This window comes from Mesorhizobium captivum (genome assembly GCF_033977165.1).
Classification (GTDB): domain Bacteria; phylum Pseudomonadota; class Alphaproteobacteria; order Rhizobiales; family Rhizobiaceae; genus Mesorhizobium; species Mesorhizobium captivum.
Genome location: NZ_JAVIJB010000004.1, coordinates 96,473 through 108,607 on the forward strand (window position 1 = coordinate 96,473; position 12,135 = coordinate 108,607).

The window sequence follows — 12,135 nt, forward strand, 5'->3', positions numbered from 1 at the left end:
GACGCGCTGTCCTCATCACGGAAGGCGGAACCACACCGGCAGCATCCCCGACTGCTGCGCGCCGTCGATCAGCTCGAAGGCAGGCAGCGCCACCAGGAACACAAGCCCGTCGAGCAGCGTGTTCAAGAGCAGGCGCGGCTTGAAGCTGCCGGTGTCGCCTTCCTGGTAAAGCGAGAGTTTTGGAAAGAAACGCGGCACGCGCGCCAGGTAGGCTTCGTAAGGGGCGCCGAGCGCCTGCTTGAGGAATTTCTCCTCGCGCAGGATGACGATATGGAAGGCCCCGGCGCACAGAAGCGCGAACAGGACGATGCCGCTGAACGAGCCGATCTGGGCGCCAACACCGGCTGCGGCCACCGTCGAGAACACATAGAGCGGGTTGCGGGTGATCGAATAGGGCCCGCCGGTGACCACTTCGGAGGACTTGCGCCCGCCGATATAGAGCGTCGACCACAGGCGCCCGACGACGCCGAGGACGATCAGGAGCACGCCGAACATCTCGATCGATTCGTGCACCGGCGTATCGGGAGGGAACGTCGACTGGCCGAACAGCAATGCCGCGAACAGCGCCACGATCAGCACCGCCAGCACCAGCCTGCGCATCTGCTGGTAGCCGCCCAACCCGGCGGGCGGGTCGTCATTCGCGAATTTCACGTCATCGACCATGATTGCAGTCCGATCGTCGAGGGTTTGCCGGCGATCGGGTAGGCGCCCCGCCGATCGTCGGGACGCCGTGCTCCGCAATTCAGGCGGATTTTGGAGCACGAAGCAGCGCCGGCCGGTCAATTCTCTTTCTCGAAACCGTGATCGGTGCGACGGATTGCGGCGGTCGCGTCGGATGGCTCCTGGAGGGAAAGGAAATGTGAGGCGCCCTGTCAGCGGGGCGCCAGCACCATCATCATCTGGCGGCCTTCGAGCTTCGGCTCGGCCTCGACCTTGGCGATCGGCGCCACTTCCTCGCGGACCTTGTTCAGGAGCTGCATGCCGAGCTCCATATGCGCCATCTCGCGGCCGCGGAAGCGCAGCGTCAGCTTGACCTTGTCGCCTTCCTCGAAGAAGCGCCGCACGGCCTTCATCTTGGTCTCGTAGTCATGGCTGTCGATGTTCGGGCGCATCTTGATCTCCTTGATCTCGATGACCTTCTGGTTCTTGCGTGCTTCGGCCGCCTTCTTCTGGTTGGCGTATTTCAGCTTGCCTAGATCGAGGATCTTGGCGACGGGCGGCTGCGCGTTGGGCGATATCTCGACGAGATCGAGCCCCGCCTCTTCGGCAAGCAGCAATGCGTCGTTGATGGAAACTTCGCCGCGATTTTGGCCCTCGGCGTCGATGAGCTGGACCCGGGGAACCCGGATGTCTCGGTTGGAGCGCGGACCGTCCTTGGTGGGTGCCGCTGCTTTGAAAGGTCTGCGAATGGTCGTGGTCTCCTCGGCCGTTTCGATAGGGGTTCTTTAGATTCAAGTCCTTGGACGCGCCTATGTGGTGAGCGCGCGGCCGGAGTCAATAGCACAGCCTCGCCAGGAAATCACCTCAAAGCTTGCCTCTAGAAACTGGCCATTGCCTGCACCAAGCGAAGAAAGGACACGAGCACTTTTCGGCGAACCACCGTTTATGCCAAAAGACCGGCCGGGAAGGACAAGGTCATGAACGCCAGCGCACCAGTTTTCATCGACGTGGACGGGGCAAGCATCGCCGTCAGGCAGGCGCCGGGTGCCGCGCCCGGCATCGTCTGGCTGGGCGGCTACAAGTCCGACATGCTGGGCACCAAGGCCGAGGCCCTGTCGGCCTGGACGAGCCGCGAAGGCCGCGCCTATCTGCGCCACGACTATTCCGGCCATGGCGAATCCGGCGGCGATTTCGCCGACGGCACGATCTCGATATGGCTGGCCGAGAGCCTCGCCGTCTTGCGGAGCTTCAGCAAGGGCAAGCAGATCCTGGTCGGCTCCTCGATGGGAGCCTGGATCGCGCTACGCATGGTGCAGGAATTGCGCAAGGCCGGCGACGATCGCATCGCCGGCCTGGTTCTGCTTGCGCCGGCGCCGGATTTTACCGCCGAATTGATCGAACCGGTCCTGACCAAGGCGCAAAAGCGCGACCTTTCGAAAAAGGGATTTTTCGAGGAACCGTCTGATTATTCGGACGAGCCTTATATCTACACGCGCGCGCTGATCGAGGATGGCCGGGCGAACCGGGTGATGACCGGGCCGATCGACACCCATTGCCCGGTGCACATTCTGCAGGGTCTCGCCGACCCGGACGTGCCATCGGGGCATGCGTTAAAACTCGCGGCGCTTTTGCCGGCCGACGACGTCACGCTGTCGCTGATCCCCGACGGCGACCATCGCCTGTCCCGCCCGGAGGACCTCGATCTGCTCCAGCGCGCCGTCGGCGACATGGTCTGGCGGGTCGCCTGACGATGCGCATCTCCATTCCGATATCCGCCTTCGTCGCGGCAATCGTCGGCTTCGGCGGCACCCTCGCCATCGTCATCGCCGCCGCCAAGGCTGTCGGCGCTACCCAGATCGAGACCGCGAGCTGGGTTACGGCGATCTGCCTGGCCATGGCGATCGAGTGCCTGTGGCTGTCCTGGCGCACGAGGATGCCAGTCATCACCGCCTGGTCGACGCCGGGCCTGGCGCTGATTGCCGCCTCCGGCGGCTTCACCATGCCGGAAGCCGTCGGCGCCTTCATCGTCACCGGCGTGCTTTTGATCGCCACCGGCCTGTTCAAGCCGCTGACCCGGCTGATCGCGATGATTCCGGCCTCGGTCGCATCGGGCATGCTGGCCGGCATCCTGATCGGCTTCGCCATCAATGCGGTGAAGGCCATCCCTTCCGATCCGTGGCTGATCCTGCCGCTGATCGCCGCCTTCTTCGTCATCCGGCTGTTCAATCCGGCATTGTCGGTGCTGGTGGTGCTGATCGGCGGCGGCCTTGCCGCCTTGCTCACCGGCCGCGTCGGCGGCCTGCCGGCGCCGGAGCTGTCGACGCTGACGCTGATCGCGCCGCAGTTTACCATCTCGGCGATCATCGGACTGGCCCTGCCGCTCTACCTCGTCACCATGGCCTCGCAGAATCTGTCCGGCCTCGCCGTGCTGAAAGCCGCCGGCTACCATCCGGAGCCCGGCCCGCTGATTGGCGTCACCGGCCTGTTTTCGCTGCTTTCGGCGCCGTTCGGCGCCTCGACCACCAATCTGGCGGCGATCTCGGCGGCGATCTGCACCGGCCCGGATGTCCATCCGGACCCCGCCGAGCGCTGGAAGACCGGGCCGTTTTATGCGCTCGCCTACTTGATCTTCGCCATCTTCGGCGCCTCGCTGGTGGCGATCTTCGCCGTCCTGCCGCAGAGCCTGATCGTGCTGGTCGCCGGCCTGGCGCTGACGGCGCCTTTAGCCAACGCGCTGTCGATCGCGCTCCATGACGCAGGCGAGCGCATGCCGGCCACCGTCACCTTCGCCGTGACGGCCTCGGGGCTCACGCTTTTCGGCGTCGGCGCGGCATTTTGGGGGCTGGTTGCCGGAATGGCAGTGCTTTTCCTCGAAAAACTCAAAAAGCGATAATCATTTCAAACCCTTCGCCGGTTTTGGCCGAACTTGCCTTGAATCGCCGATTTCGCCTTCCCATTTCGATTCCACGCAGCCGGTTTGGCTGTCTCCAACGGAAGGATTGGGAGAAATGAACACAACCGCATTGATCCGTCCGGCCTGGACGCCGGCGACCATCGCGCTGATGGTGATCGGCTTCATGGTGTTCTGGCCGCTCGGCCTCGCCATGCTCGCCTATATCATCTGGGGCGACCGGCTCGAAGGCTTCAAGCGCGACGTCAACCGCGCCACGGACGGCATCTTCGCCGGCTGCCGCCGCGGCTCCGACAAGGCTGCCCGCTGGGGCCATGGCTCGTCCCGCACCGGCAACGTCGCTTTCGACGACTGGCGCGAGAAGGAGCTCGAGCGCCTCGCCGAGGAGCGCCGCAAGCTCGACGAGATGCTGAGCGAATTCGACGAATACGCCCGCGAGTTGCGCCGCGCCAAGGACCAGGAAGAGTTCGACCGCTTCATGGCGCAGCGCAACAAGCCGACTGCGCCGACCGCCACGAACGACACGACCGGAAAGACCGCCCCGAAGCGCGGCAAGGGTACGAACCTGCTCGACGACTGAGGCCAGGCGACAGGCCCCGGTATGACATGCGGCGTCGCGCAAGCGGCGCCGTTTCTTTTTTGTTCTCCATATAGCTTCCCTCCTCTGGCCGTTTTCCTCGAATCGCGTATCGTCCAGCAATGTCCATCGGCCTCTTTCGCAACCTGACCAAGCCCGCGCCCGTCGTGGAGCGCGAGCATTGCGTCGCCGGCCGCACGCTGCCGCTCAAGATCGTCGAGAGCGCCAGGGCCCGGCGGCTGACGCTGCGCATCGATTCCGGCGGTCAGGGCCTGCGCATCACCGTGCCGCCCGGCCTGCGGCGCGGCGAGGTGGAGAAATTCCTCGACCGCCACCAGGACTGGCTGGAGCAGCGCCTGGCCAAGGTGCCGATGCGCCCGCAGGTGCGGCCCGGCATCAAGATTCCGATCCGCGGCGTGCCGCATCGCATCGTCCATGAGCCGGCAAAGCGCGGCACCGTCACCATTGCGCGCGACGATCGCGGCCCGCTGCTGATCGTCCATGGCGAGCGCGTGCACCTGCAGCGCCGCATTGCCGATTATCTGAAACGCGAAGCCAAGCGCGAGATCGAGAAGCTGGTGGTCAAGCACACCGAGGCGATCGGCAAGCGCGCCAAGGCAATCCGGTATAAGGATACCTCTAGCCGCTGGGGGTCATGCACCTCGGAGGGCAATCTCTCCTTCTCGTGGCGCATCATGATGGCGCCGCCGCCGGTCATCAATTACCTGGTGGCACATGAGGTGGCGCATCTGAAAGAGATGAACCACGGCCCGAAATTCTGGAAGCTGTGCGAAAAGCTTTGCCCCGACACCGACCGCTGCAAGGACTGGCTGAAGCGCAACGGCGGCGCGCTGCAGGCGATCGTGTTTGAGTAGCTACCTGCCGTTACGCGCAGAAGCGCGCAAAATGTACACGTCAGAGTTCCTTCGCGTCCCCCTCTGCCCTGCCGGGCATCTCCCCCACGAGGGGGGAGATTGGCAGTTTCGCCGAAGGCGCCGTTCCTGCAACGTTGGTGGTCGGCGAAAGCCAGCGCGCCGGCCATCTCCCCCCTCGTGGGGGAGATGGCCGGCAGGCCAGAGGGGGGTGCTGTCCCGCCGACCTATCTGCTGCTGCTCGCTTAAACCCACGCTGCGATTGACCGCTCAATCGTCATTCGCCGCATTAAGCTCTTCCGGCCGGAGCCCTTCTTCGCCCTGATGCGGCCAGGGTAAAAAATTCCTATCGAACGCATCGCCGCCGAAATAATCCAGCGCCCGGTGCGCCTCGGCGCCGTTGAAGTCGGACTTCTCCATCAGATGCGCGATCACCTCGCGCGCCTGCGCGATCTTTTGCCTGAGTTCGGCGACGGTCTGGTCGGCCATGATTGTTGCTCCCGCCTTGTCTCCTGAGAAAGTTAGCGCTTTCTGATCGTCCGGCAACAGCATGCTTTTTCTCGACTCTTTGGCCGTTTCGTGCCAATCCCGCGCCATGACGCTCGACATCAAGATCTGCGGATTGAAGACCGACGCCGCGATGGCTGCCGCCCTTGCCGGCGGCGCCAGCCATGTCGGTTTCATTTTTTTCGCCAGGAGCCCTCGCTATATCGAACCCGTCGACGCCGGCCGGCTGCGCCAGGCGGCCGTCGGCAAGGCCAAGGCGGTCGCCGTCACCGTCGATGCCGACGATGCCTTCCTCGACGAGATCGTCGCCGGGATGCGGCCCGACATGCTGCAGCTCCACGGCGCCGAAACACCGGCGCGGGTGGCGGAGCTCAAGGCGCGCTACGGCCTGCCGGTCATGAAGGTGCTGTCGGTCGGCGAAGCGGCGGATCTCGAGCGGATTAAACCCTATATCGGCATCGCCGACCGCTTCATGTTCGACGCCAAGCCGCCCAAGGGGTCGCAATTGCCGGGCGGCAACGGCGTTGCCTTCGACTGGCGCATCCTTGCCGGCCTTGACGCCGGCCTAGATTACATGCTTTCCGGAGGGCTCAACGCCGCCAATGTCGGCGATGCCCTGAGACTGGCCAATCCGCCCGGAATAGACATCTCATCCGGCGTGGAAAGCGCTCCGGGCGTCAAGGATCCGGCGCTGATCGAGCAGTTTTTCCGGGCCGTGAGGGCCGCGCGCGACGACCGCGCCGCCTGACGAACCCAACCTGGGCATGCCGCGGAAAGGCGAAAGCCGGCCTTCCGGCAAGCTCACCAGTCAAGACTTAGGAGATCGGCGATGGACAAGCCGGCTATGCCCAATTCCTTCCGCACCGGGCCCGACGAGCAGGGCATGTTCGGCATTTTCGGCGGCCGCTTCGTCGCCGAGACGCTGATGCCGCTGATCCTCGACCTCGAAGAGCAGTGGAACAAGGCCAAGAACGATCCGGAGTTCAAGGCCGAGCTGCAGAACCTCTCCACCCACTATGCCGGGCGGCCGTCGAAGCTCTATTTCGCCGAGGGCCTGACCAAGCATCTTCGTGAGGTTTCCTCGGCGAGGGGCCTCGGGGGCGGCGCCAAGGTCTATTTCAAGCGCGAGGACCTCAACCACACCGGCTCGCACAAGATCAACAATTGCCTGGGCCAGATCCTGCTCGCCAAGCGCATGGGCAAGAAGCGCATCATCGCCGAGACCGGTGCCGGCCAGCATGGCGTCGCTGCCGCCACGGTTGCGGCGCGCTTCGGCTATCCTTGCGTCGTCTACATGGGCGCCACCGACGTCGCCCGCCAGAGCCCCAACGTCTTCCGCATGAAGCTGCTCGGCGCCGAGGTGCGGCCGGTCACCGCCGGCCACGGCACGCTGAAGGACGCCATGAACGAGGCCCTGCGCGACTGGGTGACCAATGTCGAGGACACCTATTACCTGATCGGCACCGCCGCCGGTCCGCATCCCTATCCGGAGCTGGTGCGCGACTTCCAGTCGGTGATCGGCTCGGAAGCGCGTGCCCAGGTGCTTCAGCAGGAAGGCCGGCTGCCCGACGTCATCATCGCCGCCGTCGGCGGCGGCTCCAACGCCATCGGCCTGTTCCACCCCTTCCTCGACGACAATGAGGTCCGCATCATCGGCGTCGAAGCCGGCGGGCGCGGCCTCGACGGCGTCGAGCATTGCGCCTCGATGAATGCCGGCCAGCCCGGCGTGCTGCACGGCAACCGCACCTATCTCTTGCAGAACTCGGACGGCCAGATCCTCGACGGCCATTCGATCTCGGCCGGCCTCGACTATCCCGGCGTCGGGCCTGAGCATTCCTGGCTGCGCGATTCGGGCCGCGTCCAATATGAGCCGATCCTCGACGACGAGGCGCTGGAAGCCTTCCAGCTGACGACCCGCGTCGAAGGCATCATCCCGGCGCTGGAATCGGCGCATGCCATCGCGCATGCGATGAAGATCGTGCCGAAAATGGACAAGGACCAGATCGTCATCGTCAACCTGTCCGGCCGCGGCGACAAGGACGTGCATACGGTGGCTAACATGCTGGGCATGGAGATCTGACAATGACGACCCGCATCGACCGCCGCATGGCGAAGCTCAAGTCCGAAGGCCGTCCGGCTTTGGTCACCTATTTCATGGGCGGCGATCCGGATTATGAAACCTCTTTGGCCATCATGAAGGCGCTGCCCGGCGCCGGCAGCGACATCATCGAGATGGGAATGCCGTTCTCGGACCCGATGGCCGACGGCCCGGCCATCCAGGCGGCAGGCCTCAGGGCGCTGAAAGGCGGCCAGACGCTGGTCAAGACTCTGAAGATGGCTTCCGAATTCCGCGCCGGCGACGATGAGACGCCGATCGTTTTGATGGGCTATTACAACCCGATCTACATCTACGGCGTCGATCGCTTCCTCACTGACGCCAAGGCCAGCGGCATCGACGGCCTGATCGTCGTCGACCTGCCGCCGGAAATGGACGAGGAGCTCTGCATCCCGGCGCTGAAGGCCGGCATCAACTTCATCCGGCTGGCGACGCCGACCACCGACGACAAGCGCCTGCCCAAGGTTTTGCAGAACACCTCCGGCTTCGTCTATTACGTGTCGATGACCGGCATCACCGGCTCGGCCCTTGCCGACACCGCCAAGGTCGCGACGGCGGTGAAGCGTATCAAGGGCCACACCGCGCTGCCGATTTGCGTCGGTTTCGGCGTCAAGACCGCCGAGCAGGCCCGGGTGATCGGCGCTTCGGCCGACGGCGTCGTCGTCGGCACCGCGATCGTCAACGCGGTCGCCAATGTGCTCGGCCCCAAGGGCGAGAAGACCGCCGATCCCGCCGAGGCGGTCGCCACCTTGGTCAGTGGCCTCGCTCAGGGCGTGCGCTCGGCCCGCCTTGCTGCCGCCGAATAGTTTTCCTAAATCCGGTTTTGTGCATGCCGTTGCCCCAAAACCGGGTCCACTTTTGGGCGGCATGCATTAACTCCTCGTCAGGACAGGAGCCGAAGCGATGAACTGGATCACCAATTACGTTCGCCCGAAGATCAATTCGATGCTCGGCCGGCGCACCGACATGCCGGAAAACCTCTGGATCAAGGATCCCGAGACCGGCGAGATGATCTTTCACAAGGATCTGGAATCCAACCAATTCGTCATCCCTGCTTCCGGCCACCACATGAAGATCTCGGCCAAGGAGCGGCTGAAATACTTCTTCGACGACGGCAAATACGAGACGCTGGACAATCCCAAGGTCGTCCAGGACCCGCTGAAGTTCCGCGACGAGAAGCGCTACACCGACCGCCTGAAAGAGGCGAAGGCCAAGACCAGCCTCGAGGATGCGATCCTCAATGCCGCCGGCACCATCGGCGGCCTGCCGGTCATCGTCACGGTGCAGGATTTCGCTTTCATGGGCGGTTCGCTCGGCATGGCCGCCGGCGAGGCAATAGTCCACGCCTTCGAGGTCGCGCTGCAGCGCAGGCGGCCGCTGATCCTGTTCGCCGCCTCCGGCGGCGCCCGCATGCAGGAGGGCATCCTCTCGCTGATGCAGCTGCCGCGCACCACGGTCGGCGTCGACCGGCTTAAGGAAGCCGGCCTGCCCTATATCGTCGTGCTCACCAATCCGACCACGGGCGGCGTCACCGCCTCCTATGCCATGCTGGGCGACGTCCACATCGCCGAGCCCGGCGCGCTGATCGGCTTTGCCGGCCCGCGCGTCATCGAGCAGACCATCCGCGAGAAGCTGCCCGACGGCTTCCAGCGCGCCGAATACCTGATGGAGCATGGCATGGTCGACATGGTGGTCTCGCGTCTCGAGATGCGCTCAACCATCGCGCGGCTCTTGAAGATGCTGCTCAAGATGCCGGCGCCAGAGAAGCCGGTCGAGCCGGAAATCCTGCCGCCGGCGGTCGTCAACGCCGAATCCCGGCCGCAGGCCTGACGCGACACCGTTCGCCGCGAACCGCGATTGCGCGCCAGCCGGGCTGCGCTTAGGATTCCGCCATGACAACGCTCGCCGCCGACCGCGAAATCGAACATCTGATGACGCTCCACCCGAAAGGCTTCGACCTTTCGCTGGACCGCATCACCCGCCTGCTCGAGCGTCTCGGCAGTCCGCAGGACCGGCTGCCGCCGGTCATCCATATTGCCGGCACCAACGGCAAGGGTTCCTGCGCCGCCTTCTCGCGGGCGCTGCTGGAGGCGGCAGGCCATCTCGTCCACGTCCATACCTCGCCGCATCTGGTGAACTGGCACGAACGCTACCGGCTGGCGGCAGAGGGCGGCGGCAAGCTGGTCGACGACGATGTCTTTGCCGAGGCCATCGCGCGCGTCGCCAAGGCCAATCAGGGCCAGAAGATCACCGTCTTCGAGATCCTCACCGCCGTCACGTTCATCTTGTTTTCCGAGCATCCGGCCGAAGCGGCGATCATCGAGGTCGGGCTCGGCGGCCGTTTCGATGCCACCAATGTCGTGGAGCGGCCTGCCGTCTCGGTGATCATGCCGGTGTCGCTGGATCACGAGGCCTATCTCGGCGATCGGGTCGAGGTGATCGCTGCCGAAAAGGCCGGCATCATGAAGCGGGGCTGCCCGGTGGTGATCGGCGCTCAGGAAAGCGAGACGGCGCTCGAGGTGCTGATCGAGACCGCCGAGCGGCTCGACTGCCCGACCGTCGTCTACGGCCAGGATTTCCTGGCTTTCGAGGAGAACGGCCGCATGGTCTATCAGGACGAGGACGGCCTGATGGATCTGCCGCTGCCGCGCCTGCCTGGACGGCACCAGTTCGCCAATGCCGCCGCCGCGATCGCCGCGGTCAAGGCGGCCGGCTTCGAGATCGGCCACCGCGCCGCCGAACGCGCGATGGCCAATGTCGCCTGGCCGGCCAGGATGCAGAAGCTGACGCAGGGCAGGCTGGTGGACCTCGCGCCCAAGGGCGCTGAGATCTGGCTCGACGGCGGCCACAATCCGGGCGCCGGCGTCGTCATCGCCGAAGCGCTGGCCGAGCAGGAGGAAAAGAACCCGCGCCCGCTGATCCTCATCTCCGGCATGATCAACACCAAGGACCAGAGCGGCTATTTCAGCGCGTTCAAGGGGCTTGCACGACATGTCTACACGGTGCCGGTCAGCAAGAGCGATGCCGGCGTGCCGAACGATGAGCTGGCGCTGCGCGCCACGGACGCCGGTCTGTCGGCCGAGCCGGTCGGCTCCATCGCCAATGCGCTGATGCTGTTGCGCGACAGCTGGGACGGCCCGGCGCCGCGCATCCTCATCGGCGGCTCGCTCTATTTCGCCGGCGCGGTGCTGGACGAGAACGGCACGCCGCCGACCTGACAGGGGTACGACGGGACAATTGCCGGGGCAATTCGAGGAAAGTGCGTAGCGGTTTTCCGTTCGGAATTGCGCAGAAACAAAGAGTTGGAGCGGCCATGATCCAGGTGAAGCAGCTCGCCCATGTCTGCATCTTCGCGCATGACCTGGAGGCGACGCGCGGCTTCTACCGGGACGTGCTCGGCATGGATACAAGGTTCAATTTCCTGCGCGACGGCAGGATCTTCGGCTTCTATCTCGATTGCGGCGGCCGCAGCCATGTCGAGGTGTTCGAGAAGAGCGAGGCCAGCTACAGCGAGCGCAACCAGATCAATCACTTCTGCCTCGAAGTGGAGGATATCGAGGCGGCCATCGCCCATATCCGGTCGAAAGGCGTCGAGGTGACGCCGAAGAAGCTCGCCTGCGACGACACCTATCAGGCCTGGATCAAAGACCCCAACGGCGTCAGGATCGAGCTGTTCGAATATACCGGCAAAAGCGCGCAATTCACCGGCGGCGACCGCGTCGCCGACTGGTGAGGGCGCTTATTTCAGCTCGATCTCGATAAAAGCGTATTCGCCGTCATTGGCGTTGATGACGTCGTGCTCGACGCCTTCCCTGCGGAAATAGGGCGCGCCTTTCTTCATCTCTGCGAAGGATTCACCCTCCTTGGTCACAAGGTTCAGCCTGCCGTCCATCAGCGGCACCACGACATAGTCGTGGCCGTGGCGGTGCCAGCCGGTGTTGGCGCCCGGGGCGAAGCGGTATTCGGTGACGATGACCCGGTCGTTGTCGACGAAAACGGTGGCCTTGGCTGTTCCGGTCATTGAGGCTCTCCTTTTCTCGTAGAAGAGGAGATGGCGGGTCACAGCGTCAGGGCCAGAGCGCCGTCAGCGATGGCGCCAAAGAAAAGCCCGGCGCGATGGCCGGGCTCATTCGTCGAATCTTTGGATTGGGGCTCAGGCGAGGCTGCCGTTGATCCAGTGCGACAGCGCGGTCTTCGGCGCGGCGCCCACCTTCATGTCGGCCACCTCGCCGCCCTTGAAGATCATCAGCGTCGGGATCGAGCGCACGCCGTACTGCGCGGCCAACTCGGGATTCTCGTCGATATTGAGCTTGGCGACCTTGATCTTCGAGCCGAGCTCCTTGGCGATGTCTTCCAGCGCCGGGGCGATCATCTTGCAGGGACCGCACCATTCGGCCCAGAAATCCACCACGACCGGCTCCTTGGCGTTGAGCACATCGGCCTGGAAATTGCCCTTGTCGACCTTGACGGTGGCCATGCTGAAATCCTTTCG

At 64.6% G+C, this 12,135-nt stretch carries 15 protein-coding genes; 10 read left to right on the forward strand and 5 right to left on the reverse strand.

The genetic code is table 11. The features are described from left to right. Positions 1–15 precede the first annotated feature (15 nt). Together RFM40_RS05665 and infC are read right to left on the reverse strand one after the other, a co-directional pair. Positions 16–663, reverse strand: a complete 648-nt coding sequence (locus tag RFM40_RS05665; protein WP_320277298.1) for a methyltransferase family protein — start codon at positions 661–663, stop codon at positions 16–18. A gap of 209 nt (positions 664–872) precedes the next feature. Beyond that, positions 873–1,409, reverse strand: a complete 537-nt coding sequence (gene infC / locus RFM40_RS05670) for a translation initiation factor IF-3 (protein ID WP_320218878.1) — start codon at positions 1,407–1,409, stop codon at positions 873–875. A gap of 228 nt (positions 1,410–1,637) precedes the next feature. Here infC and RFM40_RS05675 point away from each other — a divergent pair, with 228 nt between their 5' ends. The 4 genes from RFM40_RS05675 to RFM40_RS05690 all read left to right on the forward strand — a co-directional run bounded on the left by RFM40_RS05675 (position 1,638) and on the right by RFM40_RS05690 (position 5,023). Then, positions 1,638–2,408 carry an alpha/beta hydrolase gene (locus tag RFM40_RS05675; RefSeq protein ID WP_320277299.1) on the forward strand — a complete coding sequence of 257 codons (771 nt, stop codon included), beginning with the start codon at positions 1,638–1,640 and terminating at the stop codon, positions 2,406–2,408. A 2-nt stretch (positions 2,409–2,410) separates the two neighbouring features. Then, positions 2,411–3,553: a benzoate/H(+) symporter BenE family transporter gene (locus tag RFM40_RS05680; protein WP_320277300.1), complete on the forward strand. Its 1,143-nt coding sequence runs from the start codon at positions 2,411–2,413 to the stop codon at positions 3,551–3,553. A gap of 115 nt (positions 3,554–3,668) precedes the next feature. After that, positions 3,669–4,151, forward strand: coding sequence for a DUF2852 domain-containing protein (locus RFM40_RS05685; protein WP_320277301.1), 483 nt, complete (start codon positions 3,669–3,671; stop codon positions 4,149–4,151). 119 nt (positions 4,152–4,270) lie between these two features. Further along, positions 4,271–5,023: a M48 family metallopeptidase gene (locus tag RFM40_RS05690; RefSeq protein ID WP_320277302.1), complete on the forward strand. Its 753-nt coding sequence runs from the start codon at positions 4,271–4,273 to the stop codon at positions 5,021–5,023. Positions 5,024–5,290: 267 nt separating this feature from the next. On the opposite strand, the gene RFM40_RS05695 is transcribed toward RFM40_RS05690, so the two are convergent. Beyond that, positions 5,291–5,629: a hypothetical protein gene (locus tag RFM40_RS05695; RefSeq protein WP_320277303.1), complete on the reverse strand. Its 339-nt coding sequence runs from the start codon at positions 5,627–5,629 to the stop codon at positions 5,291–5,293. On the opposite strand from RFM40_RS05695, the gene RFM40_RS05700 reads away from it, so the two are divergent. From RFM40_RS05700 to RFM40_RS05725, 6 genes are all read left to right on the forward strand, one after another. Further along, on the forward strand, positions 5,616–6,275 hold the full coding sequence (locus RFM40_RS05700) for a phosphoribosylanthranilate isomerase (RefSeq protein ID WP_320227804.1): 660 nt from the start codon (positions 5,616–5,618) through the stop codon (positions 6,273–6,275). The two genes, RFM40_RS05695 and RFM40_RS05700, sit on opposite strands and share 14 nt — an antisense overlap. 81 nt (positions 6,276–6,356) lie before the next feature. After that, positions 6,357–7,607 (forward strand): tryptophan synthase subunit beta, encoded by a 1,251-nt coding sequence (gene trpB / locus RFM40_RS05705; protein ID WP_320227805.1) that lies wholly within the window; start codon positions 6,357–6,359, stop codon positions 7,605–7,607. 2 nt (positions 7,608–7,609) lie between these two features. Further along, positions 7,610–8,449: a tryptophan synthase subunit alpha gene (gene trpA, locus RFM40_RS05710; RefSeq protein WP_320227806.1), complete on the forward strand. Its 840-nt coding sequence runs from the start codon at positions 7,610–7,612 to the stop codon at positions 8,447–8,449. 97 nt (positions 8,450–8,546) lie between these two features. Continuing rightward, on the forward strand, positions 8,547–9,473 hold the full coding sequence (gene accD, locus RFM40_RS05715) for an acetyl-CoA carboxylase, carboxyltransferase subunit beta (RefSeq protein ID WP_320227807.1): 927 nt from the start codon (positions 8,547–8,549) through the stop codon (positions 9,471–9,473). Between the two features lie 62 nt (positions 9,474–9,535). After that, on the forward strand, positions 9,536–10,861 hold the full coding sequence (locus RFM40_RS05720; RefSeq protein ID WP_320227808.1) for a bifunctional folylpolyglutamate synthase/dihydrofolate synthase: 1,326 nt from the start codon (positions 9,536–9,538) through the stop codon (positions 10,859–10,861). Positions 10,862–10,956: 95 nt separating this feature from the next. Then, positions 10,957–11,376, forward strand: a complete 420-nt coding sequence (locus tag RFM40_RS05725) for a VOC family protein (protein ID WP_320227809.1) — start codon at positions 10,957–10,959, stop codon at positions 11,374–11,376. 6 nt (positions 11,377–11,382) lie between these two features. Here RFM40_RS05725 and RFM40_RS05730 read toward each other — a convergent pair whose 3' ends face one another. After that, positions 11,383–11,664: a cupin domain-containing protein gene (locus RFM40_RS05730; RefSeq protein WP_320227810.1), complete on the reverse strand. Its 282-nt coding sequence runs from the start codon at positions 11,662–11,664 to the stop codon at positions 11,383–11,385. A gap of 132 nt (positions 11,665–11,796) precedes the next feature. Continuing rightward, on the reverse strand, positions 11,797–12,120 hold the full coding sequence (gene trxA / locus RFM40_RS05735) for a thioredoxin (protein ID WP_040972836.1): 324 nt from the start codon (positions 12,118–12,120) through the stop codon (positions 11,797–11,799). Positions 12,121–12,135: the final 15 nt, after the last annotated feature.